This is a genomic window from Burkholderia cepacia, from assembly GCF_001718835.1.
Classification (GTDB): Bacteria; Pseudomonadota; Gammaproteobacteria; order Burkholderiales; family Burkholderiaceae; genus Burkholderia; species Burkholderia cepacia_F.
Window position 1 is genome coordinate 2,977,415 of record NZ_CP013444.1, and the last position, 22,124, is coordinate 2,999,538.

The 22,124-nt window shown below is 68.4% G+C and carries 17 protein-coding genes; 10 read left to right on the forward strand and 7 right to left on the reverse strand.

The genetic code is table 11. The features are described from left to right. Window positions 1–196 precede the first annotated feature (196 nt). Window positions 197–2,653 (forward strand): DUF3772 domain-containing protein, encoded by a 2,457-nt coding sequence (locus WT26_RS33050; RefSeq protein ID WP_069274904.1) that lies wholly within the window; start codon window positions 197–199, stop codon window positions 2,651–2,653. A gap of 81 nt (window positions 2,654–2,734) precedes the next feature. Here WT26_RS33050 and WT26_RS33055 read toward each other — a convergent pair whose 3' ends face one another. Then, complete coding sequence (locus WT26_RS33055; protein ID WP_069274905.1) at window positions 2,735–4,246, reverse strand: aldehyde dehydrogenase family protein; 1,512 nt, start codon at window positions 4,244–4,246, stop codon at window positions 2,735–2,737. Window positions 4,247–4,861: 615 nt separating this feature from the next. Between WT26_RS33055 and WT26_RS33060 the strand changes: the two genes are divergently transcribed. The 3 genes from WT26_RS33060 (at window position 4,862) to WT26_RS33070 (ending at window position 8,676) form a co-directional block, all read left to right on the forward strand. Continuing rightward, window positions 4,862–6,442, forward strand: coding sequence for an amino acid permease (locus tag WT26_RS33060; protein ID WP_069274906.1), 1,581 nt, complete (start codon window positions 4,862–4,864; stop codon window positions 6,440–6,442). A 138-nt stretch (window positions 6,443–6,580) separates the two neighbouring features. Beyond that, window positions 6,581–7,849 carry an NAD(P)/FAD-dependent oxidoreductase gene (locus WT26_RS33065; protein ID WP_069274907.1) on the forward strand — a complete coding sequence of 423 codons (1,269 nt, stop codon included), beginning with the start codon at window positions 6,581–6,583 and terminating at the stop codon, window positions 7,847–7,849. A 149-nt stretch (window positions 7,850–7,998) separates the two neighbouring features. Beyond that, window positions 7,999–8,676, forward strand: a complete 678-nt coding sequence (locus WT26_RS33070) for a TetR family transcriptional regulator (RefSeq protein ID WP_069274908.1) — start codon at window positions 7,999–8,001, stop codon at window positions 8,674–8,676. An 18-nt stretch (window positions 8,677–8,694) separates the two neighbouring features. Here the strand turns inward: WT26_RS33070 and WT26_RS33075 are convergent, their stop codons facing one another. Both WT26_RS33075 and WT26_RS33080 read right to left on the reverse strand, forming a co-directional pair. Beyond that, window positions 8,695–10,476, reverse strand: a complete 1,782-nt coding sequence (locus WT26_RS33075; protein ID WP_069274909.1) for a phospholipase D-like domain-containing protein — start codon at window positions 10,474–10,476, stop codon at window positions 8,695–8,697. A 107-nt stretch (window positions 10,477–10,583) separates the two neighbouring features. After that, window positions 10,584–11,342, reverse strand: a complete 759-nt coding sequence (locus WT26_RS33080; protein ID WP_059524907.1) for a DeoR/GlpR family DNA-binding transcription regulator — start codon at window positions 11,340–11,342, stop codon at window positions 10,584–10,586. A 195-nt stretch (window positions 11,343–11,537) separates the two neighbouring features. Here WT26_RS33080 and WT26_RS33085 point away from each other — a divergent pair, with 195 nt between their 5' ends. The 3 genes from WT26_RS33085 (at window position 11,538) to nadE (ending at window position 13,650) form a co-directional block, all read left to right on the forward strand. After that, a complete protein-coding gene (locus tag WT26_RS33085) occupies window positions 11,538–11,723 on the forward strand; it encodes a hypothetical protein (protein WP_006480515.1) in 186 nt (61 codons plus the stop codon). A gap of 115 nt (window positions 11,724–11,838) precedes the next feature. Then, the gene (locus tag WT26_RS33090) at window positions 11,839–12,708 is read left to right on the forward strand and encodes a DMT family transporter (protein WP_069274910.1); all 870 of its coding nucleotides are present in this window, start codon (window positions 11,839–11,841) and stop codon (window positions 12,706–12,708) included. A gap of 87 nt (window positions 12,709–12,795) precedes the next feature. Next, the gene (gene nadE, locus WT26_RS33095) at window positions 12,796–13,650 is read left to right on the forward strand and encodes an ammonia-dependent NAD(+) synthetase (protein WP_069274911.1); all 855 of its coding nucleotides are present in this window, start codon (window positions 12,796–12,798) and stop codon (window positions 13,648–13,650) included. A gap of 27 nt (window positions 13,651–13,677) precedes the next feature. Here the strand turns inward: nadE and WT26_RS33100 are convergent, their stop codons facing one another. The 3 genes from WT26_RS33100 to WT26_RS33110 form a co-directional block, all read right to left on the reverse strand. Further along, window positions 13,678–15,366: a S10 family peptidase gene (locus tag WT26_RS33100; protein WP_069274912.1), complete on the reverse strand. Its 1,689-nt coding sequence runs from the start codon at window positions 15,364–15,366 to the stop codon at window positions 13,678–13,680. A 70-nt stretch (window positions 15,367–15,436) separates the two neighbouring features. Further along, window positions 15,437–17,029: a S53 family peptidase gene (locus WT26_RS33105; RefSeq protein ID WP_069274913.1), complete on the reverse strand. Its 1,593-nt coding sequence runs from the start codon at window positions 17,027–17,029 to the stop codon at window positions 15,437–15,439. 227 nt (window positions 17,030–17,256) lie between these two features. Next, a complete protein-coding gene (locus WT26_RS33110) occupies window positions 17,257–17,883 on the reverse strand; it encodes a LysE family translocator (RefSeq protein WP_027790530.1) in 627 nt (208 codons plus the stop codon). A gap of 134 nt (window positions 17,884–18,017) precedes the next feature. Here WT26_RS33110 and WT26_RS33115 point away from each other — a divergent pair, with 134 nt between their 5' ends. Continuing rightward, the gene (locus WT26_RS33115) at window positions 18,018–18,482 is read left to right on the forward strand and encodes an Lrp/AsnC family transcriptional regulator (RefSeq protein WP_069274914.1); all 465 of its coding nucleotides are present in this window, start codon (window positions 18,018–18,020) and stop codon (window positions 18,480–18,482) included. A 12-nt stretch (window positions 18,483–18,494) separates the two neighbouring features. On the opposite strand, the gene WT26_RS33120 is transcribed toward WT26_RS33115, so the two are convergent. Beyond that, window positions 18,495–19,409: a LysR family transcriptional regulator gene (locus tag WT26_RS33120; RefSeq protein WP_420480947.1), complete on the reverse strand. Its 915-nt coding sequence runs from the start codon at window positions 19,407–19,409 to the stop codon at window positions 18,495–18,497. Between the two features lie 133 nt (window positions 19,410–19,542). Here WT26_RS33120 and speB point away from each other — a divergent pair, with 133 nt between their 5' ends. After that, window positions 19,543–20,499: an agmatinase gene (gene speB / locus WT26_RS33125; protein WP_069274915.1), complete on the forward strand. Its 957-nt coding sequence runs from the start codon at window positions 19,543–19,545 to the stop codon at window positions 20,497–20,499. A 56-nt stretch (window positions 20,500–20,555) separates the two neighbouring features. Continuing rightward, on the forward strand, window positions 20,556–21,872 hold the full coding sequence (locus tag WT26_RS33130) for an MFS transporter (RefSeq protein WP_069274916.1): 1,317 nt from the start codon (window positions 20,556–20,558) through the stop codon (window positions 21,870–21,872). The last annotated feature ends 252 nt before the right edge of the window (window positions 21,873–22,124 follow it).

Genomic DNA, 22,124 nt, shown 5'->3' on the forward strand with positions numbered 1-22,124 from the left:
ACGCCAGTCTGCGCATGGCGCAACCGCCCCGCCGCCGCACCTCCTCAACACATTGCGCCCTGCATCCCGCTATGCTCGGAAGATTCCGCGGCAGCGGCCGACGCCGGCGCACACCGGTAACATGCCGTCTGCCCAACCGTAACAACCCGTGGACGATCTGCCGGCAGCGGCCATGTCGGCAAATCGTAAGCATTCCATGCGCATACAACAATTTTCCACTTTCGCACGCCGGGTCGCGCTGATCGCGTTGCTGGTCCTGCTTCCGGTCGCGGCGGCGTCCGCGTTCCCGTCGCCGGCTTCCGGATCGGGCGCGGCCTCCGCCGACGGCGCGTCCGCCCCGACGATTTCGTTGAGTGACGCGGTCGCCGAGCTGAAGCAGATGCAGGTCGAGCTCGACCGCATCAAGCAGCAGACGTCCGCCACGACGAACGGCAAGGTGCTGGACTCGCTGGCCGACTCGACCCAGGCGTTGAGCGCCGCCGTCGACAAGCTGAGCGCGCAACTGGTCCCGCAACGCGCGCAGATTCAGGCACAGCTCGACGTGCTCGGACCGCCGCCCGCGCCGGGCGCGGCGCCCGAGACCCCGGCCGTCGAGCAGCAGCGCGCGACGTTGAACGCGCGCAAGACGCAGCTCGACGCGGCCCTGAAGCAGGCCGCCGACCAGAAGACCAACCTCACGAACCTCGCCGAACAGTTCGCGAAACTGCATCGCGGCCTGCTGAAGAACCAGCTCGCGTTCCGTTCGGGCGGCATTTTCAGCGCGCAGTTCTGGCTGCCGCTGTTCCATCTTTCGCCGGACGACGCCCAGCGGCTCGGCGACTTCGACGAGCAGCTCGTCGCGATGCTGAAGTCGGCCTGGCAGCCGGGGCAGCGCATCGTGACCACGCTGCTGCTGATGGCCGCGATCGCGGCCTGGCTCGGCGGCCGACGCCTCCTCGAGCGCGGGCTCGCCTGGCTCTGCGTGAACCGCCTGCCGGCCACCCGCCTGCGCCGCAGCGCGCTCGCGCTGTCGACCGCGGTCACCACGCTGCTGACCACCGGCGTCGCCGTGCAGCTCCTCTATGTCGCGCTGGCGCGCCGCTACGATCTCACGCCGACGCTCACCGATCTGTGGGACCAGTTCGCGAAGCTGGCGCTCACCTGTGCGCTGATCGCCGGGCTCGGCCGCGCACTGCTCTGCACGAAGCATCCGTCATGGCGCCTGCCCGCGCTCGCCGATCCCGTTGCGCTCGCGATGAAGCCGTTCCCCGGCATCCTGGCCGCGCTGCTGCTCGTGTCCGGCACGCTCGAGTCGATCAACCGGATCGTCGACACCAGCCTGTCGGTCACGCTGTTCGGTCGCGGCATCGTGTCGCTCGTCGTCACGCTGACGGTCGGCGCATCGCTGTTGCGCGCCAACCGCGCGCGCGCCGCGATCGCGGCGGCAGGCGAGGCACCCGAGCAGCGCTCGACGCTCGCGGGGCTGATCCATGCCGGCGTCACGCTGGCGATCGTCGCATCGCTGATCGCACTCCTGATCGGTTACGTCACGGTCGCACGCTTCATCACGTACGAGCTCGTGTGGTTCGAGATCGTGCTGTGCAGCGTGTACGTGCTGACGCAACTGACGCGCGACGCATGCGCCACGCTGTTCAACGCGAACCTGTCGAGCGGGCAGCAGATCAAGCACCTGTTCGCGCTCGGCGACAAGCATCTCGAACAGGCGCAGACCGTGCTGTCGGGCCTCGGCACGAGCCTGCTGATGCTGATCGCGGCCATCGCGCTGGTGACGGGCGGCTTCGGCACGACGCCGGGCGACCTGCTCGACAGCGCGGTCGCGATGATCGGCAGCCAGCGGCTGCAGAGCCTGAACATCATGCCCGACCGGATCCTGAACGCGGTAATCGGGTTCGCGATCGGCTTCTACCTGCTGCGCTCGCTGCGACGCTGGCTCGACAGCGAATTCATGCCCGCGCTCGGCATGGATACGGGGATGCGCGTCTCGCTGATCACGCTGTTCACCAACGTCGGCTACGTACTGCTCGTGCTGATGACGCTCGGGCTGCTCGGCGTGCGGTGGAACAACCTCGCGTGGATCGTCAGCGCGTTGTCGGTGGGTATCGGCTTCGGCCTGCAGGAGATCGTGAAGAACTTCGTGTCGGGGCTGATCCTGCTGACCGAGCGCCCGGTGAAGGTCGGCGACATGGTCAGCATCGCGGGCGTCGAAGGCGACATCCGCCGCATCAACGTCCGCGCGACCGAGATCCAGCTCAGCGACCGCTCGACCGTGATCGTGCCGAACTCGCAGCTGATCTCGCAGAACGTGCGCAACGTGACGATGGGCAACAGCACGCAGGGCGTCGCGACGCTGGTGCTGACGTTCCCGCTGAACACCGATCCCGAGCAGGTGCGCGACCTGCTGCTCGACGCGTACCGCGAGCACCAGGCGATCCTCGAGAAGCCGGCGCCGTCGGTCACGTTCAGCCAGCTCACGCCGGACGGGATCACGCTGAGCGTGACGGGCTACGTGTCGAGCCCGCGGATCGCGAGCTCGACGAAGAGCGATCTGCTGTTCGAGATCCTGAAACGGCTGCGCGCCGCGCAGATCACGTTGTCGAGTCCGCAGATGCTGGTTGTGCAGAATATGCCGGCGGGGGAGGCGTCGCCCCGCTGAAACGCAAAGGGCGTTTGCGGCGACCGCAAACGCCCTTTTCCCGGTGCCGGCGCGTGGGCCGCCGAGCGGCGGCGCCCCGCATCACACGTCGAACTTCACCCCCTGCGCCAACGGCAACTGCCGGCTGTAATTGATCGTATTCGTTGCACGGCGCATATAAGCCTTCCACGCATCCGAACCCGACTCGCGGCCGCCGCCCGTTTCCTTCTCGCCGCCGAACGCACCGCCGATCTCCGCGCCGCTCGTGCCGATGTTCACGTTGACGATCCCGCAGTCGCTGCCCGCTGCCGACATGAACTGCTCGGCCTCGCGCATGTCGTTCGTGAAGATCGCCGACGACAGGCCTTGCGGCACCGCGTTGTGCAGTTCGATCGCGTCGTCGAAGTTGTCGTAGACCATCACGTAGAGAATCGGCGCGAACGTCTCGCGCTCGACCACGGCCGATTGCTTCGGCATCCGCACGATGGCCGGGCGCACGTAATACGCATCCGCGTGACCGACGTCGACACGCTCGCCGCCCTTCACCTCGCCGCCCTGTTCGCGTGCATCGCCCAGCGCCTTCTGCATCGCATCGAACGATGCGCGATCGACCAGCGGGCCGACCAGCGTGCCTTCTTCAAGCGGGTTGCCGACCCTCACCGACGCATAGGCCTTCTCGATGCGCGGCAGCAGCTGCTCGACCAGGCTGCGATGCACGATCAGGCGGCGCAGCGTCGTGCAGCGCTGGCCGGCCGTGCCGACCGCCGCGAACGTGACCGCGCGCACCACGAGATCCAGGTCCGCGCTCGGCGCGACGATCATCCCGTTGTTGCCGCCGAGTTCGAGGATGCCGCGCGCGAGACGCTGGCTCAGCACCTTCGCGACTTCCTGGCCCATCCGCACGCTGCCCGTCGCGCTGACGACCGGCACCTTCTTCGACGCCGTCAGCACCTCGCCGACATCGCGCATGCCGAGCACCAGCTGGCTCAGGCCCTTCGGCGCGACGCCCGGATGCGTCTTCTCGAACTCGCGGAGCGCCTTCTCGAGCAGCACGTGGCACGCGATCGCGGTGAGCGGCGTCTTCTCGGACGGCTTCCACACGACCGAATCGCCGCACACGAACGCGAGCGCCGCGTTCCAGGCCCACACCGCGACCGGGAAGTTGAACGCCGAGATCACGCCGCACACGCCGATCGGGTGCCACGTTTCCATCATCCGGTGGCCCGGGCGCTCGGATGCGATCGTCAGGCCGTAGAGCTGGCGCGACAGGCCGACCGCGAAATCGCAGATGTCGATCATTTCCTGCACTTCGCCCAGGCCTTCCGACGTGATCTTGCCGGCTTCGAGCGTGACGAGGCGGCCCAGTTCGGCCTTGTGCTCACGGAGCACGTTGCCGAACACGCGCACGAACTCGCCGCGCACCGGCGCGGGCACCGTGCGCCACTTGAGGAATGCGTCGTGCGCGGCGTCGATCTTGCGCTCGGCGTCGGCGGGCGTGTCGACGGCCAGCGTCGCGAGCGTCGCGCCGTCGAGCGGCGAACGCGCGGTCAGCGCATTGCCTTTCCACTGGGCGAGATCGATATCGAGCGCGGCAAGAATGTCGTTGAATTGCATCACTTCCTCTTCAGGGACAGATTGATCGGTGCGGCGGCAGCGCCGCCCGCGTGATTCGATTGGAGCGCGTTCGCGCGCCCTGTGCAAGCGGATGCGTGCACGGCGGCCCAGCCGCGCCGCCGCGCGTCTCCTCGGGCCGCGGCGTGCGATCCATGGCCAGCATTGTCGGTGGCCACAAGTCGGGCGGCTATTGATATTAACTCACGACTTCATTCCGAAAACGCATCACAGCACCGGGTCCGGTCCGACCTTTCCCGGGCGCGGATCGGACGCGTCAAAAGCCCTGCGGCACGGCCGGCCGCGCGACCTCGGCGCACGCTGCGGTGCGTCATCACTTGATGACGAGGACGCATCAACTAGTTCGGAAATATCGTTTGCCGCTTGCGCTTCGACCCCACACAATTTGACCGGCGTCAAGGCGTGCGGCACAGCACCCGACGCACCGATGGCCGCCATGCCCCGCGTTGCCGGGCGCGGCCTGACCCCAGACGAAGTCGACATGCTCCCGGCCCGACACCCCGGGCACCGCGCGTGTCGACGCCGCCCGGCAGGCGGCGGGCGGACATGCCGCGCTTCGTCACCGAAAAATAATCCCGGAGACAGCGCCCAACACCCATGCGCCCAGATTCCCACCCCGCTTGCGCGAGCCCGGCCGGCTCGCGCGCATCCCAGCCCCATCTCCACCGCAGCCTGCAGGCGCGCCATCTGCGGATGATCGCGATCGGCGGCTCGATCGGCACGGGCCTGTTCGTCGCGTCCGGCGCGTCGATCTCGCAGGCCGGCCCCGGCGGCGCGATGCTCGCTTACATGGTGATCGGCCTGATGGTCTATTTCCTGATGACGAGCCTCGGCGAAATGGCCGCGTTCATGCCGGTGTCGGGCTCGTTCGCGACCTACGGCGCGAAGTTCGTCGACGAAGGCTTCGGCTTCGCGCTCGGCTGGAACTACTGGTACAGCTGGGCCGTGACGCTGGCGGTGGAACTCGTCGCCGCGCAGCTCGTGATGAACTACTGGTTCCCGCACGTGCCGGGCGTCTGGTGGAGCGCGCTGTTCCTCACGTTGATCTTCGCGCTCAACGCGCTGTCGGTGCGCGGCTTCGGCGAAGCCGAATACTGGTTCGCGCTGATCAAGGTGCTGACGGTGCTCGCGTTCGTCGGCGTCGGCCTGCTGATGATCTTCGGGATCATGCAGGGCGGCCCGAGTGCGGGCTGGGGCAACTTCACGATCGGCGACGCGCCGTTCGCCGGCGGCTGGGCGACGATGCTCGGCGTCGCGATGATCGCAGGCTTCTCGTTCCAAGGCACCGAAATGATCGGCGTCGCGGCCGGCGAATCGGAAAACCCGCGCACGACGATCCCGCGCGCGGTGAGCCAGATCTTCTGGCGCATCCTGCTGTTCTACGTGCTCGCGATCTTCGTGATCGGCGTGCTGATTCCCTATACCGACCCGAGCCTGCTGAAGAGCGACGTGACCGACATCGGCGTAAGCCCGTTCACGCTCGTGTTCCGCCACGCGGGCCTCGCCTTCGCGGCCGGCGTGATGAACTCGGTGATCCTGACGGCCGTGCTGTCGGCCGGCAACTCTGGCATGTACGCGTCGACGCGGATGCTCTACAACCTCGCTGTCGAAGGCCGTGCGCCGAGGATCTTCGCGAAGCTGTCGCGCGGCGGCGTGCCGCGCAACGCGCTGTATGCGACCACCGCCGTCGGCGCGCTGTGTTTCCTCACGTCGCTGTATGGCGACAAGACGGTCTACCTGTGGCTGCTGAACACGTCGGGCATGGCCGGCTTCATCACGTGGCTCGGCATCGCGGTCAGCCACTACCGGTTCCGCAAGGGGTTCCTGAAACAGGGCTACCGGCTCGACCAGCTCCCATACCGGTCGAAGTGGTTCCCGTTCGGCCCGCTGTTCGCGTTCGCGTTGTGCGCGGTCGTCGCGCTCGGCCAGGATTACCAGGCGTTTCTCTCCGACAAGATCGACTGGGTGGGCGTCGCCGCGACCTACATCGGCCTGCCGTTCTTCCTCGCGATCTGGCTCGGCTACGCACTCGTGCGCAAATGCCGCCTCGTGCGCTACGAAGACATGGAAATCGCGCCGTGGATCGAACGCAATGCGGCGCCCGAGCCGGCGCCTGCCGTCGCGCCCGCCTATCCGGCCTACGTCGCCGGGCCGGCGAACCCGACGCCGGGCGCGTGACCTTGCCCGCCGCGCCGGCTGCCGCATGACGGCGGCCGGCGCCGGTTCGGGCACCGCCCCCATTCGACGCGGCGCGCGCGTTCAGGCAAGATCGATGCGCGCCGCCTGTTTTTCCGCCGTTACGAGTCAACGAATCGCATGCAGAACTTCTACGAAGCCACCGTTACCCGCCAGCCCTACCCGCAACTGACCGGCACGATCGACACGCAGGTCTGCATCGTCGGCGGCGGCCTCGCCGGCCTGTGCACGGCGCTCGGCCTCGTCGAGCGCGGCGTGCATGACGTCGTCGTGCTCGACAGCGAACGGGTCGGCTTCGGCGCATCGGGCCGCAATGGCGGCTTCGTCTTCGGCGGCTACAGCCTCGACAACGCCGATCTGCTGCGCACGCTCGGCCGCGACGAGGGGCGGCGGCTCTACCGGCTTACCGTCGACGCAGTCGACCTGATCCGCGCGCGGATCGCGCGCTACGGCATCGACTGCGACATCGTCGACCAGGGCGTGATGCTCGCGAACTGGTTCGACGATCCCTCGAGGCTCGACAGCGTGCGCACGCTGATGAAGACGGAATTCGAAGTCGACTGGGAGCCGGTCGCGACCGACGCGCTGCGTGCGCGGCTGAAGACGCAGCGCTATTTCGGCGGCCTGTTCGAGCCGAACGCCTTCCACTTCCATCCGCTCAAGTACGTGCTCGGCGTCGCGGCGGCCGCATCGCGCGGCGGCGCGCGCGTGTACGAACGCTCGGCCGCGCTCGGCATCGCGCGCGAAGGCGCCGGATACGTCGTGCGCACCGCACAGGGCACGGTGCGCGCGAAGGACGTCGTGTTCGCCGGCGGCGGCTATGCGCGCGGCGTGTCGCCGCGCATCGAGCGCGCGGTGCTGCCGATCGCGACCTACGTGATCGCGACCGAGCCGCTCGGCACGCGCCTGCCCGACGCGATCGACGCCCCGTACGCGATCTACGACACACGTTTCGCATTCGACTACTACCGTCCGCTGAAGGACACGCGCATCCTGTGGGGCGGCCGGATCTCCGTGCTCGACCGCGGCCCCGACGCGATCGCCCGCCTGCTGCGGCGCGACCTGCTGCGCGTGTATCCGCAACTGGAAGACGTGAAGGTCGACCATGCGTGGGGCGGGCTGATGAGCTACGCGCGGCACAAGATGCCGCAGATCGGCCGCGACGCGGACGGCGTGTGGCACGCGATCGCATTCGGCGGCCACGGGATGGCGCCGACCACGGTCGCCGGCGAGGCGCTCGCGGCCGCACTGGCCGAAGGCCGGCCGGTGCCGGAAGGCTTCAACGCGTTCGGGCTCACGCGCACGTTCGGGCTGGCGGGCCTCGCGGCTGCGCAGCTCACGTACACGGCGTACCAGGCCCGCGACGCGCTCGCGGCATATCGCCACTGAGCGCCACTGAGCGCCCGCGCGGCAGCCCGCCGGGCGCTGCGCGGCGCTGCCGGACATATCCGGACTAGAACGAAAGGTCGGCAAAACGGCGAATTTCCACATGCTAGAATGGCCCGTCCAAGCCGCCGTGAAGCCACCAATAAAGTCACATGAAAGCAGGAAGCAAGGCCGCCACGTCCGACACCCGCGCGCTTCCGTCCGATGCGCGGCGCAAATACGATCCCGAGCAAACCAAGCGCAACATCCTCGATGTCGCCACGCAGGAATTCTCCGCGATGGGGCTCGCCGGCGCGCGCGTCGACGCGATCGCCGAGCGTACCAACACGACGAAGCGGATGCTCTACTACTACTTCGAAAGCAAGGAAGGCCTGTACGAGGCCGTGCTGGAGAAGGTGTACGGCGACATCCGCGCACTCGAGCAGGAGCTGCACGTCGGCGACATGGAGCCGCGCGAAGGCATGCGCCGCCTCGTCGAATTCACGTTCGACTATCACGACAAGCATCGCGACTTCGTCCGCCTCGTGTCGATCGAGAACATCCACGGCGCGAAGTATCTCGAACAGCTCAAGTCGTTCAAGAACCGCAACGTCAGCATCATCAAGACGCTCGAGGAACTGGTCGAGCGCGGCGCGGCGAGCGGCGCGTTCCGCAAGGACATCGACGCGTTCGACCTGCACCTGCTGATCAGCTCGTTCTGCTTCCACCGCGTGTCGAACCGCTACACGTTCGGCGCCGCGTTCGGCCGCGACCCGTCGGCGCCGCGCCTGCGCGCCCGGCATCGCGACACGATCGCCGACGCCGTGCTGCGCTACGTCGCCGCCGAATAGCGCCGCGCGACGCACGCATCAGCCCTTCGGCGCGGGCGCGGCCAGTGCGATCCGCGCCTTCTCTTCCGGACTTCCCGCCACGTAGTACTTCTTCGCCCAGCTCGAATCGGGCGCAAGCGCGAGCCGCGCATGCGGCGACGCGCCGCGCGTCTTCGCGTCGATCGCCAGCGCCCGCGCACGATAGTGCTCGTAAAGCCGCAGGAATTCCGCGAGATAGATCGCCGCGATCCGCTTGTCGCGGATCTCGAGCAGGTTCTCGTCGTTGTACTGCTCGGAATTGCGGCTCATGTTCGCCGAGCCCGTATAGACGACCGGATTCGCGCCTTCCGCATCGATCACGATGAACTTGTGATGGATCACGACGGGCGGAAAGGCCGGCGCCGGCTCGCCCGGAAAGAGCCGCAGTTCCGGTTCGAAGCCTTGCGGCGCCGTCGCCGGCGAAAAATACCGCGCGTCGATCACGTCGCGGTTGTCGCGGCTGCGGTGATACAGCTCGAGGTTCGCGAGCGTCGCCGCATCGAGCGTCTGGCCGGCCTGCTGCGCGGCATCGGCCTTCGTCGCGCTGCCGGCGTTGATCCTGTTCACCAGCCCGAACATCATCAGCCCGCGGTCGCCGGCCGCGAAGCACGCGTCACGCAGCGCCGTGTCGGTCGGCATGAACAGGCAGAACGACACCGAATGCTTCGCGGCCGCGATCGCGGCGACGATCGTGTCGATCTCGGTGCGCTGCCCCGCCGGTTCCGGCGAAAACGCGAGCCGCACCTGCGCGCTGCCGATCGTCATCGGCTCCGACCAGCCCGGCGACAGCCGCGCGGTCGCCGCGATCGGCGGATTCCCGGCCAGCGCATGCGCACGCGCGTTGTAGAGCGCGGCAAGCGCGGGCGAATCGAACGCGTGCAGCACGTTCGCCTGCTCCGTGAGCCCCTCGGTCGTGAAGTTCGCGGAACCGGTCAGCACGCGCGCGGGCGCGGCGCTCCCCGGTGCGTCCGTCACGATGAACTTGTCGTGCATGATGTGCGTCTTGTCGCGCGGCGCGAGCGTCGCGAGCCCCTGCAGCGCATCGACGGCCGGCTGGTTCGGCGACGGCAGCGGCGGCTTGCCCTTGCGCGCAGTCGTGTGCGCGTCGTAGACGATCGCGAGCGACGCCTCGCCGTGCTTACGCCCGAACGCTTCGAACGCGGGCAGCGCCCACAGCGTGTCGGTCAGGTGATAGACGGCCGACGCTGCGCGCGATGCCGGGTCGAGCATCTCCGCGAACACCTGCTCCATGTCGTTCGCGAGCCACGTGCGCAGCTTCAGCGCCTGGTCGGCGGCGGGCGTCTCGCCGGGCGCGAGATGCAGCGCCGCCACCTGCTTCGCGAATGCCTGCGAGCTGACCACCGCGCGGTTGAACCACGTGCCGATGCCGTCCTCGATATGCGCGGGCAGCACGACGTCGCACACGCCGCCTTGCGCGTCGAGTACCTGCAGATTCGCCGGCGTGCCGACGACCGGATACACGTCGTAGCGAAACGACGCACCGCGATCCTGCGGATCGATGCGCGCGTCCCACCACATGAATTTCTGGATCGGCGCCTGGTCGGTCGGCGCGTCGCCCTGCGTGTGGGCGGCCGGGCCGTCGAACGTCAGGCGGTTCGGCAGCCAGCTGTCCGGCGCGCGCGTCTTGCCGTCGGCCGACCAGAAGCCCGGCGTGCGCCGGATCGCGAAGCCGAGGAAATCGGCACGCGACGCCGCATCGGGCCAGTCGAAAGCCAGCAGGACCAGAGTGGGGGAAAGATAGCTGCGCACGCTCACGGACATCGTCGTTCTCCTTGGCTTTATCGCCTGACCAGGTCGAACGAGTCAGTCTTGCGCGCAGTTTTGCAGCGGGAATGACGGTTCGATGAACCTTGTGTGTCGGACGCGCGTCAGTCGCACACGAGCAGCTCGATCCCGCGCGCGGTCAGCGCGCGGCGCAGAGCCTTGTCGGGCGCGCGTTCGGTCACGAGATAACGGGCGGCGGCCGTGCCGTTGATCCGCACCGGCGTCACGCGGCCGAATTTCGAATGATCGGCGACGATCATCGCCGTGCCGGCCGCCGCGATCATCCGGCTGCGCACCTCGGCCGCGAGCCGCGAGTAGTCGGTGCATTCGCCGTCGGGCGTGATGCCGCCGGCACCGATGAACGCAAAATCGACGTGGTACTGCGCGAGCTGCTGGATCGTGTCGAGCCCGAAGGTGGCGTCCTCGTCGTCGGACAGCTCGCCGCCGAGCAGCGTCACGCGATTGCCGTTGCGCCGCGCGAGCACGAACGCGGTACGCCAGTCGTTCGTATAGATCGACAGCCGGTGCCGGTCGGCAAGCGCGAGCGCGACGGCATGCGGCGTGCTGCCCGAATCGATCAGCACCGATGCGTCGTCGGGCACGAACTCGGCCGCGCGCCGCCCGATCGTGCGCTTCGCCTCGGCGTTCGCGGCTTCGCGCTCCGACAGGCTCGGCTCACGGCGATCCGCGGCCAGCGCGCCGCCGTGCGTCATCACGAGCAGGCCGCGTGCGGCCAGTGCATTCAGGTCGCGCCGCACGGTCTCGCGCGACACGTCGAGCGAGCGGACGAGTTCCGCGACCGACAATGCGCCCGACCGTCCGAGCTCCGACAGGATGAATTGATGACGTTGTTCCGCCAGCATCTCGCGACGCGCCCGAGGCGACCAGTGAATGAGTAGCGCGCCATTGTATTACGGCCGTTTGACCGCCGCGTGTAAGCCGGCCGGTCGTCGCGGGCGGAGAAATTCTGAATTGCCGGCGGCGCGGGAATCGGCGCGCCGCGCATTGCTACACTTTGCGCTTCGCCGAACGACAGACCAAGCAAAGGGGCTCGCGCCATGTATCGCAAAGGCAGTGTGATCGAAATCCAGTTTCCGCCCGAACGACTCAACGACGCGGCCGGCGATCCGTACTGGATCGACCTGACACTCGACGAGGCCCGCCGGCTCTACGAACAGCTCGCCGCGCGCTTCGCGACCGACGCGCGCGCCAACCAGCCGCTCGACACGTTCTCGATCGACTAAGGTCATTCGCACGACGACACGCGCGCGACTGCAGGATTCGACAAGACACCGCCGCCGCGCCGCCGGATACTGCCGGACTTCGTGATTCCATCCGGCCGTCCGCGGCCCGCCATGCATGCTGACCTCGCTCGTCGCCGCCGCTTTCGTCGCACTCTGGTCCACCGGCTTCATCGTTGCGCGGGCCATCAAGCCCTATGCCGATCCCAACCTGTTCCTGCTCGCGCGTTTCGCGGGCACGGCCGCGCTGTTCGGCGCGGTGGCGCTCGTCGCCCGCGCGCCGTGGCCGGCCCGGCGCGAATGGCCGCGCCACCTGATCGCGGGCGCGCTGCTGCAGGGCGTCTATCTCGGCGCGAGCTACTGGGCCGTCGCGCAAGGGCTGAACGCGGGTGTCATGGCACTGCTCGGCGCGCTGCAGCCGCTCGCCACCGCCGTGCTCGCCGTTCCGCTGTTCAACGAGCGCCTGCCCGCGCGCGGCTGGCTCGGGATGGCGCTCGGGCTCGCCGGCGTCGCGCTCGTGCTGGCGCCGAAGGTAGCGGGCGGTGTCGCACCCGCGCCGGGCGCCGCGCCTGCGTGGCTCGTCGTCGCCGTCTCGGTGCTCGCGGTCGGGTCGATCACCGCCGGCTCGCTGTACCAGAAGGGCAAGCTCGCGCAGAGCGACCTGCGCACCGCCGTCGCGGTGCAGAACCTCGGCGCGGCGCTCGTCGCGGCCGTCTTTGCGGGGCTGCTGCACGAGACGCGCTGGATCGGCGCACCGGCGCTGTGGGTGTCGCTGGTGTGGGGCGTCGTGTTCCTGTCCGGCGGCGCGGTCACGATGCTGATGTGGATGCTGCGGCGCGGCAACGCCGCACGCGCGACGTCGCTGCTGTTCCTCGCGCCGCCGCTGGCCGCGCTGCAGGGCTACTGGCTGTTCGGCGAAACGCTCGCGTCCATCCAGCTCGCCGGCTTCGCGCTCGCACTGGTGGGCGTCGTGCTCGCGCGGCGCTAGGTTCCAGGTTCGCGCTTGACGCAGCAGACGGCCCGCCGCGATTGCGCTTATGATGGGCGCCTTGCATTTCGTTCCGGAACTTCCTTCATGACATCCGCCGATTACGCCAGCCGCCAGCGCGCGATCATTGCCGAACTGAACGTTGCCCCGCACTTCGACGCCGAGGCAGAGATCGACCGCCGCATCGACTTCCTCGCCCAGTACCTGCGCTCGACCGGCCTGCGGACCTACGTGCTCGGCATCAGCGGCGGCGTCGATTCGTCGACGGCCGGCCGCCTCGCGCAACTGGCGGTCGAGCGCCTGCGCGCCGACGGCTACGATGCGCGCTTCATCGCGATGCGCTTGCCGAACGGCGTGCAGAACGACGAAGCCGATGCACAGCGCGCGCTCGCGTTCGTGCGCGCGGACGAAGTGCTGACGGTCGACGTGAAGCCGGCCGCCGACGCGATGCTCGCGTCGCTCGTCGCCGGCGGGCTGGCGTTCGCGGATCACGCGCAGCAGGATTTCGTGCACGGCAACATCAAGGCGCGCGAGCGCATGATCGCGCAGTATGCGGTGGCCGGCGCACGGCGCGGCATCGTGATCGGTACCGACCATGCGGCCGAATCGCTGATGGGTTTCTTCACGAAGTTCGGCGACGGCGGCGCGGACATCCTGCCGCTCGCCGGCCTGAGCAAGCGGCGCGTCCGCGCGGTCGCGCGTGCGCTCGGCGGCGAGGAGCTGATCGTGATGAAGGTGCCGACGGCCGACCTCGAGGAACTGAACCCGTTGCGCCCCGACGAGCACGCGTACGGCGTGACCTACGACGAGATCGACGATTTCCTCGAGGGCAAGCCGGTCGAAGACCGCGTATACGAAACGGTGCTGCGCTTCTTCGACGGTTCGCGCCACAAGCGCGCGCTGCCGTACACGCCGTTCGACTGGCCCGCGCGCCGCGACTGACGGCGCGCGGCCGGCCGCACGCGCGGGTCACGCGTGCCCGGCCGCCTCGGGCGCCGCTTTCTTCGCCTGCAGTGCGCGAATCCGCAACCGCGCCCCCGTGTCGCTGACCGTCGCGTCGTACATCGCCGCGAGATCGCGCTTGAGCGCGGTGCGCGAGCCGCCGTCGAGATACACCATGTGCCCCGACGGGTAGAAACGCGCGGACAGGTTCTGCCGCACCTTCGGATCCTCGAGCGGCATCTGCTGCAGGTCGATCACGGTCTGGTAGAACGGCGTGACGAAATCGTAGAAACCGTTCGCCGACAGCACCTTCAGGTCGACGTTCAGCGCCATCACCGCGGCGAGATCGCCGGCCGTATAGAGGATCACGTTCCCCTGCGCATCGACGCCCTGCTGCGCGCCGGTCGGATCGATGTGGCTGAAATCCCAGTTCCGGAACGCCTGGTCGTTCAGGTCGGTGAACGCGGAATTCGACGTGAACTTCAGCTGCTCGTTCAGGTAGCTGTTCCACATCGCCGTATAGACGCCCGTCACGGCCGTCATCGTCGGATCGTTGCCGCCCGAGTTCGGGTCGATCTTGCCGGCGATGCCCGACGAGATCCCGGTCACGCGTCCGTCGTACGAGCCGAGCGCGAGCCCCTGCGCATGCAGCAGCGTCGTCAGGAACAGCGAATTGCCGCGCGCGTCGTAGCCGGCGATGTCGAGGCTCCACGATTGCAGCGTCGCCGTATCGATGCCCGTGTATTGCGACAGTTTCTGGACGGCGGCCGGGTCCGCATGCGGGACCGTGCGCAACGCGTTCAGGTAGTCGGTGCGCGCGAACTGCGCGACTTCCTCGACGAACGCACCGAGATCGGCCGGCGCCGGCGTGATGCCGAGCTTCTTGTGATACCACGCGTCGGCCGCCGCGGTCGGCAGCGCGCCGACCGGGTTGCCGGCCTGCCGGTAGTCGAGGATCGACGATTGGAGCGTGACGCCGTTCAGGTCGACGCCGTCCTCGTGCAGCTTGTACGCGAGCACGCAGCTGCGCGCGGTGCCGTACGATTCGCCAAACAGGTATTTCGGCGAATTCCAGCGGTTGTTCTTCGTCAGGTAGCGCTTGATGAACTGCTTCAGCGAATCCGCATCCTGGTCGACGCCCCAGAAGTCGCGGTTCTTGTTCGGCGCGACGGCCGCCGAATAGCCGGTGCCGACCGGGTTGATGAACACCAGGTCGCTGTGGTCGATCATGCTGTCCGGGTTGTCTTCCATCTGGTACGGCGCGGGCGGCGTGAACCCCGGCATCGACGTCTTGATGCGCTTCGGCGCGAACGAGCCCAACAGCACGAACACCGACGACGAGCCGGGCCCGCCGTTGTAGAAGAACGTCACGGGCCGCGTTTCTTCCTTCGCGCCGTCGGCCGTGAACGCGACGTAGAAGAGCTTCGCGGCCGGCTGCGAACTGCTCGGGTCGACCGTCACGAGATGGCCGGCCGTCGCCGTGTAGGCGATGCGCTTCCCGTCGATCAGGATCGTGTGATGCGTGATCGCGGCCGCCTCGGTGGTGTCGGTCACCGAATCGTCGGGGCCGTTGCCGTACGCGACCGGATCGAAGAACGGCTGGTCACGGCCGTGGCTCAACGCGACCGGGTTGACGGTCGGCGGCACGCCATGCGAATTGTGGTCGCCGTGATGCAGCGGATACACGCCGCCGGAAGATGCGGAATCGATGCCCATCGTGCTGCTCCTGGAGGTAAAGGGGGAAGCAAGAAACCCGTGACAACCTGATGCGTGGCAACCGCCGCCGTCAGCTCGACGGCTTGCGCGTCAGGATCGCGGCGAGCTGCGCGCCGTTCGGGCTGCCGAGGCCCGTGCAGGCATCCCAGCCCTGCGCGGCCGCGTACGCGCCGTTGCTGCCTTCGGTGATGTCGCGCAACGCGTCCGGATGCTTGTACAGCGTCGGGTTGATCCAGCCGACGGACGCGTTCGCCGCCGCGTTGATCCGTGCGATCAGCGCGGCCCACAGCGGCGCGACCGCACTCGTGCCGCCCATCACCGTGGCCGTGCCCGCGATCGACACTTCGTAGCCGGTCTGCGGCGACGCATCGCCGGCGACGTCCGGCACGCCGCGCTTCGCGAGCGGCACGCGACTGCCGTCGGCCAGCGTCGCGGCAAGCCCCTGCTGCCACGCCGGCAGGTCGAACAGCGTGCTGACGCCGCCCCCGCCCGCGCCGCCGCCGGCCGCCTCGTCGTTCCACGCGACCTCGCTGCGGATGCCCTGCCCGGGCAACGCGTCGAGTTGCGTGCCGCCGCAGCCGAGCACATACGGGCTCGAAGCGGGGAAGTCGACATGATCGGCGCCGTCCTGCAGCCCGTCGCCCGCGCCGCTGTCGCCGGAGGCCGCGCACACGGTGATGCCCTGCGCGGCCGCCGCCTGCAGCACGCGATTGAACGCCTGCGCGGACTGCGCCTGCCAGATGGCCTCCGGGCCGCCCCAGCTGATCGAGATCACCGACGGCTTGTTGGTCGTGTCGCTGACGGCCGCGTTGACGGCCTGGATGAAGCCCGCATCGCTGTTCGCCGCGAAATAGACGGCGATCTTCGCGGCCGGCGCGATCGCGCCGGCGATCTCGATGTCGAGCGCGACTTCACCGTCCGGGCCGCTCGGATCGCCGGTCGGCGCGTTGCGGCCGGTGCCGACGTTGACGTCGACGAGCGTCGGCGGCTTAGTGATGCCGAGCCCGCGGAAATACTGCTGGATGTCCGCCGCACGGTAGCCGCCGCCGAGCTCGATGATCGCGATGCACTGCCCGGCGCCGTCGCCGGCCGGGAAGCCGTACAGCGATGCGAGCTGGACCGGGGTGAACGTGACGCCCGCCGCGCCGCCGCGCGCGGGCGTGAACGGCGGCCGCAGCCGGAAATGCGGCCGCGCCTGCGGACGGCTGTCGAGGCCGAGCACGGCCGTGACGGCGTCGCCGAGATCGTCGGGCAGCGCGATCGGGCCGGAGCGGCCGCGATACTGGCCGATCGACCGATGCTCGAAGCGCTCGAGCTTGACGCCGAACGCGGCTTCGAACTGCTGGATCGTGCCGGACACCACGACGACGCTTTCGACCGGATCGACGCGATCGACCGTCAGCTGGTGGCGACGCGCGAAGTCCTCGGCCTTGCGAATATCGTCGGGATTGGCGGAAAAACGTTGCGCGAAGGTTTCGCGCGACACCGGTTTCGCTTGCGCGTCGCCGGTGGCGAGCTGGTGAAGCAGCGTATCGAGTTGCCCTTCTTCCTGCCGCCGCAACATGATCGTGACGTGGATGCGTTCTGCCGGATCGCACGGGCCGAGGCACTTGGACTCGGCGACGATTCGGGGTTCACGGTCGGCGTGAAGATGCCTTGCCATGTTCAGACCCTCCTTGGTACCGCGTTGCACGGAACAGCCAGGAAATCGGATATGGCAGACGAAAGAAGGTTCCGTCCGGTCAGCCGCGCAACAGCGGCGCGGCGACGTACAGGAAGTTTAGAACAAGTCAGATGAATCGCGGTTGCGGTATGTCACTGCGGGCAGGTGCGAGGGGGAAGGCGGCGAGGGTGACACGCGTCGCGGACGGCGAATCCGCGACGTCCGGCTCAGTCCATCGACAGGCGCAGCGCAAAACCGATCAGCGCCGCGGAAAACGTCCAGCGCTGCACCGTCTGCGCGAGCGGATGCGCACGCATCCACGCGGCGATCCGCGACGCGCCGAACACGCACGCGAGGTCGAAGCACACGCCGGCCGCCACCAGCAGCGCGCCCAGCTCGAACATCTGCAACACGACCGGCCCCGCCTCGGGGCGCACGAACTGCGGCAGCAGCACCGAGCAGAACAACAGCGCCTTCGGGTTCAGCAGGTTGGTCAGCAGGCCCTTCACGAACGACTGCCGCAACTCGCCCGCCGTGGCCGCCGCGTCGCCGTCGCCGAGCGCGAACACGGGCGAACGGAACACCTGGATCGCGACATACGCGAGATAGAGCGCGCCACCATAGCGGATCACTTCGTACAGCCACGGCGCGCTGCGGATCAGCGCCGCGACGCCGCAGGCGGACAGCGTCACGTGCGCGGTGCGCGCGAGCGACAGGCCGGCGGCCGCCGCCATTCCCGGCCGCACGCCGCGGCCGATGCTGGTCTGCAGCACGAGCGCCATGTCCGGCCCCGGCACCGCGTAGATGGCCGCCAGCGCGGCGAGATAAATCAACAGCAAATGCGTGGAAATCATGGTCTGCCCCCGTCCATCGATGACGATATGGTGCCGCCAACGGGTGAGGGATTATTGGCCATATTCGGTCCCCTTCTGGCCATGAAGAGCGGATTCCCCCAAAATTGACCCGGTAAACCACGGATTCCGCCCATATGACCGAACTCGACAAAACCGACCGCGCGATCCTTGCCGCGGTGCAGCGCGACGGCCGCCTGCCGATCGCCCGCCTCGCCGACACCGTGGGCCTCTCCGAGACCCCTTGCGCGCGCCGCCTGAAGCGCCTCGAAAACGACGGCTACATCGAGCGCTACCGCGCGCAGCTGTCGCGCCAGGCGCTCGGCTTCGGCGTCGTCGCGTTCGTGCTCGTGCGGTTCGCGACGCACGACCGCAAGACCGCCGACCGCTTCGAACGGGAAGTGCTCGGCATCGAGCGGATCCTGGCGTGCCACAACGTGGCGGGCACCGCCGACTATCTGCTGCAGGTCGTGGCGCGCGATCTCGACGATTACGGCACGTTCCTGCGCGAATCGCTGCGGATGCTGCCGGGCGTGACGTCGATCGAATCGGCGCTGTCGCTGCGCGAGGTCAAGCGCGAAGGAGGCTTTCCGGTGCCGTGAGCCGGCGCCCGCTCAGGCGTCGGTCGGCTGGTGCGCGCGTTCCAGATCCTCGAGAAACGCTTCCACGAGCGGATTGCCGCGCCCGTTGCGTGCAACGACCATGTGGAACGTGACGTCGTAGCGCAGTTGCTCCGGATTGAGCGGCGCGAGCAGCCCCTGCGCGACGTACGGCGCCGCGAAGTGCTGCGGCAGGTAGCCGAGGTGGTGGCCGGACAGGATCAGCAGCGCGACGGCCTCCATGTTGTCGGCCGTCGCGGTCACGCGGTCGGGCGTCGTCGACATCTGCGCTTCGGGCAGCGGATACGAGCGCCACGCCCATTCGAAGCCCGCGACGTCGGCCGGCGTCAGCGCGCCGGCGCCGTCGAACAGCGGATGGCCGCGCCCGCAGTACGCGACCTGGCGCTCGATGAACAGCGGCGTGTAGTGCAGCGACGGCACCCGGTGCCAGAAGTAGCCGACCGCGATCTGGATCTCGTCGCTCAGCAGCTTTTCCTCGAGATCGCCCGGCGCCCGCACCGAGATCGAGAAGCGCACGGCCTCGTCGCGCGTGCGGAACGCGGCGATCGCCTCGGCGATCCGCGCGTTCTGGCTCACCGGCGTATGGCCGATCAGGCCGATGTGCAGCGTGCCGACCAGCTGGCGGTCCATGTGGCGCGCGGCGATCCCGAATTCGTCGAGCGCCGCGAGCAGCTTGCGGCTCATCGCGTGGAACCGCTCGCCCTTCGGCGTGAGCCGGAACCCGCTGCGGCCGCGCTCGCAGAGCCGGTAGCCGAGCCGCGTCTCCAGCGACGACAGCTGCGCGCTGATCGTCGACTGCCCGACGTTCAGCACGGCCTGCGCGGCCGACACGCCGCCCGCGTCCGTGACCGCGAGAAACACGCGGATCAACCGCAGATCGAGGGTCGACAGATTCCCCAGCACGTTCATCCCCTTCCATACATCGATGAAAATCGATGTTTACGTCGATATCTTCGCATTCTTCTTTCCCGGCGGAGCGCGTAAAACTGTGCGCCAGGCCGCGTCGCATGATACGGCAACCCCACATCGGAAGAGACAGCCCATGAACGACCACACCCGTTTCCAGCCGCTCGGCGGCAATGAAATGCCGCGCTGCGGCGGCATCGCGACGATGATGCGCCTGCCGCACGTGGCGAGCGCCGAAGGCCTCGACGCCTGCTTCGTCGGCGTGCCGTTCGACCTCGGCACCTCCAACCGCACCGGCGCACGCTTCGGCCCGCGCCAGATCCGCACCGAGTCCGTGCTGCTGCGCCCGTACAACATGGCCACGCGCGCCGCGCCGTTCGATTCGCTGCAGATCGCCGACATCGGCGACGTCGCGATCAATCCGTACAACCTGCACGATTCCATCGCGCGCATCGAAGCCGCGTACGACACGATCCTCGAGCACGACTGCAAGCCGATCACGCTGGGCGGCGACCACACGATCGCGCTGCCGATCCTGCGCGCGATCCACCGCAAGCACGGCAAGGTTGCATTGATCCACGTCGATGCACACGCCGACGTGAACGACACGATGATGGGCGAAAAGATCGCGCACGGCACGCCGTTCCGCCGCGCGGTCGAGGAAGGCCTGCTGCACGGCGACAAGGTCACGCAGATCGGCCTGCGCGGCACGGGCTACGCGGCCGAGGATTTCGACTGGTGCCGCGAGCAGGGCTTCCGCGTCGTCCAGGCCGAGGAATGCTGGAACAAGTCGCTCGCGCCGCTGATGGAAGAAGTGCGCGCGCGCGTCGGCGATACGCCCGTCTACATCAGCTTCGACATCGACGGCATCGACCCGGCCTACGCGCCGGGCACCGGCACGCCGGAAATCGCGGGCCTCACGGTGCCGCAGGCGCTCGAGATCATCCGCGGCGCGAGAGGGCTGAACATCGTCGGTTGCGATCTCGTCGAAGTCGCGCCGCCGTACGATCCGTTCGGCACCACGGCACTGCTCGGCGCGAACCTCGCCTACGAACTGCTGTGCGTGCTGCCGGGCGTCGCGTACCGCGACTGATTCCCGCGCCACCCCCTATTCCAAAATCAAAGGATTCCAGAGGAGCACATATCAAGATGGGGACTTCCGTCAAGCAACCCAAGCGGGCGGCGCTCGCGTCGTTCGTCGGCACCACGATCGAGTGGTACGACTTCTATAGCTACGCGACCGCCGCCGCCATCGTGTTCGGGCCGCTGTTCTTTCCCGGCGAAAACCGCTTCATCAGCCTGCTCGCGTCGTTCGGCTCGTTCGCGGTGGGCTTCTTCGCGCGGCCGCTCGGCGGCGTGATGTTCGGCTATCTCGGCGACCGCTTCGGCCGCAAGCGCTCGCTGCTCGCGACGCTGATGCTGATGGCCGTGTCGACGGTCGCGATCGGCCTGCTGCCGACCCACGCGCAAGCCGGCGTGATCGCACCGGTCCTGCTCGTGCTGATGCGGGTGCTGCAAGGCATCGCGGTCGGCGGCGAATGGGGCGGCGCGGTGCTGCTCGCCGGCGAGCATGCGCCGGAAGGCAAACGCACGTTCTTCGCATCGTTCGCGCAGCTCGGCAGCGCGAGCGGCCTGATCCTGTCGATGCTCGCGTTCGGCGCGATCAGCACGCTGTCGAAGGAAGACATGATGAGCTGGGGCTGGCGCGTGCCGTTCCTCGCGAGTTCCGTGCTGCTGATCGTCGGCTTCGTGATCCGCGCGAGCGTGTCCGAATCACCCGAGTTCGAGGAAGTCAAGAAAAGCGGCAACATCGCGCAAAAGCCGCTGCGCGAAGCGCTCAAGTACTGGCCGCTGCTGCTGCTCGCGATCGGCGCGAACGTGTACGGCATCGCCGGCGTGTATTTCAGCAACATCTTCATGATCAGCTACGCGACGCAGTTCCTGTCGCTCGACCGGTCGATGGTGCTGCATTGCATGACGATCGTCGCGGTGCTGCAGTTCGTCGTGCAGCTCGCGGCCGCGTTCCTCGCGCAGCGCTTCGGCACCACGCGCGTGCTGCTGATCACCGGCGCATGGGCCGCGATCGTCCCGTTCGTGATGCTGCCGCTCGTGCACATGGGCACGCCGCTGTCGATCACGGTCGGCGTCGGCCTCGCGACGCTCGCGGAGTCGGGCTACTACTCGGTGGTCGCGGGCTTCGTCAGCGGCATCTTCGTCGCACGCATCCGCTACACGGCGATCTCGATCGCGTACCAGGTGTGCGGCGCGCTCGCCGGCGGCCTCACGCCGCTCGTCGCGACCATCATCGCGCAGAACACCGCGCCGCAATGGTGGCCGCTCGCGCTCCAGTACACGAGCGCCGCGCTCCTGTCGTCCCTGTGCGTGTGGCTGATCTCGCGCCGCGTCAGCATCGACGACGCGGGCTCGCCGCGCGAAGCGCTGCCGCGCGGCGCACGCACCGCGTAAAGCGCCGCCTGCCCCGCCCGTCTCGACAACGGGCGGCCTCCCGGGCCGCCCTCGCCGACACGATCAATCACGGCCTGCTGTAGCGCTTCGCGAAGCGGGCGAAAACGGCTCGTCCGCGATCGATTGCTTCCCGATGCGAACGAATCAGGCCCTTCCGTCCCGCATCGAGGGCGAACATGCCGGTCGCTGCCCGCCCTGTCATCAAACTGACTGAAAGCCGACGCTAGGATCGGATGCGGTTCCCTCACGAGA

Bases quoted from the DNA above. Each gene is read 5' to 3' on its own strand.
- WT26_RS33050 (WP_069274904.1), top strand. From the start codon at position 197: ATGCGCATACAACAATTTTCCACTTTCGCACGCCGGGTCGCGCTGATC.
- WT26_RS33055 (WP_069274905.1), bottom strand. From the start codon at position 4,246: ATGCAATTCAACGACATTCTTGCCGCGCTCGATATCGATCTCGCCCAG.
- WT26_RS33060 (WP_069274906.1), top strand. From the start codon at position 4,862: ATGCGCCCAGATTCCCACCCCGCTTGCGCGAGCCCGGCCGGCTCGCGC.
- WT26_RS33065 (WP_069274907.1), top strand. From the start codon at position 6,581: ATGCAGAACTTCTACGAAGCCACCGTTACCCGCCAGCCCTACCCGCAA.
- WT26_RS33070 (WP_069274908.1), top strand. From the start codon at position 7,999: ATGAAAGCAGGAAGCAAGGCCGCCACGTCCGACACCCGCGCGCTTCCG.
- WT26_RS33075 (WP_069274909.1), bottom strand. From the start codon at position 10,476: ATGTCCGTGAGCGTGCGCAGCTATCTTTCCCCCACTCTGGTCCTGCTG.
- WT26_RS33080 (WP_059524907.1), bottom strand. From the start codon at position 11,342: ATGCTGGCGGAACAACGTCATCAATTCATCCTGTCGGAGCTCGGACGG.
- WT26_RS33085 (WP_006480515.1), top strand. From the start codon at position 11,538: ATGTATCGCAAAGGCAGTGTGATCGAAATCCAGTTTCCGCCCGAACGA.
- WT26_RS33090 (WP_069274910.1), top strand. From the start codon at position 11,839: ATGCTGACCTCGCTCGTCGCCGCCGCTTTCGTCGCACTCTGGTCCACC.
- nadE (WP_069274911.1), top strand. From the start codon at position 12,796: ATGACATCCGCCGATTACGCCAGCCGCCAGCGCGCGATCATTGCCGAA.
- WT26_RS33100 (WP_069274912.1), bottom strand. From the start codon at position 15,366: ATGGGCATCGATTCCGCATCTTCCGGCGGCGTGTATCCGCTGCATCAC.
- WT26_RS33105 (WP_069274913.1), bottom strand. From the start codon at position 17,029: ATGGCAAGGCATCTTCACGCCGACCGTGAACCCCGAATCGTCGCCGAG.
- WT26_RS33110 (WP_027790530.1), bottom strand. From the start codon at position 17,883: ATGATTTCCACGCATTTGCTGTTGATTTATCTCGCCGCGCTGGCGGCC.
- WT26_RS33115 (WP_069274914.1), top strand. From the start codon at position 18,018: ATGACCGAACTCGACAAAACCGACCGCGCGATCCTTGCCGCGGTGCAG.
- WT26_RS33120 (WP_420480947.1), bottom strand. From the start codon at position 19,409: ATGAACGTGCTGGGGAATCTGTCGACCCTCGATCTGCGGTTGATCCGC.
- speB (WP_069274915.1), top strand. From the start codon at position 19,543: ATGAACGACCACACCCGTTTCCAGCCGCTCGGCGGCAATGAAATGCCG.
- WT26_RS33130 (WP_069274916.1), top strand. From the start codon at position 20,556: ATGGGGACTTCCGTCAAGCAACCCAAGCGGGCGGCGCTCGCGTCGTTC.